The organism is Chromohalobacter sp. HP20-39 (genome assembly GCF_033052815.1).
In the GTDB taxonomy this organism is placed as follows: domain Bacteria; phylum Pseudomonadota; class Gammaproteobacteria; order Pseudomonadales; family Halomonadaceae; genus Chromohalobacter.
Genome location: NZ_JAWHTP010000376.1, coordinates 1 through 325, shown reverse-complemented (window position 1 = coordinate 325; position 325 = coordinate 1). Strand labels below are relative to the sequence as shown.

Below are 325 nucleotides of genomic sequence, written 5' to 3'. Positions count from 1 at the left end.
CGTCACCGTCAGCGTCGTGCAGTTCGCGCTGTTCTTCACGGACTTCTGGTTCCAGCTCGCACGCTGGATCGATTCAACGATTCTGGACGCGCTTTATGGCTGGGGCTTTGGCTGGAACCGGCCGCACACCAACTTTGACCCGCTGGTAGGGTTGAACAACGCCTTCGGCGACATGCTCCTGATGTTCGTCATGGGCACGATGTTCCTGGTTCTGCCGGGATTCTGGCTGGCGAGCCTTACCTGGGTTGGGATTCGGGCCGGGCACGTCATCCAGGGACTTTCCGATGGCAGCAAGAGCGCCGGCCAAGCTGGCGGCAAGGGTGCC

The 325-nt window shown here is 61.5% G+C and carries 1 protein-coding gene; it reads left to right on the top strand.

What is annotated here, in order from left to right; genetic code table 11:
- Nucleotides 1-325 (top strand): conjugal transfer protein TraG N-terminal domain-containing protein (locus RVY79_RS18440; protein WP_317465993.1); only part of this gene is annotated, 325 nt, incomplete at both ends.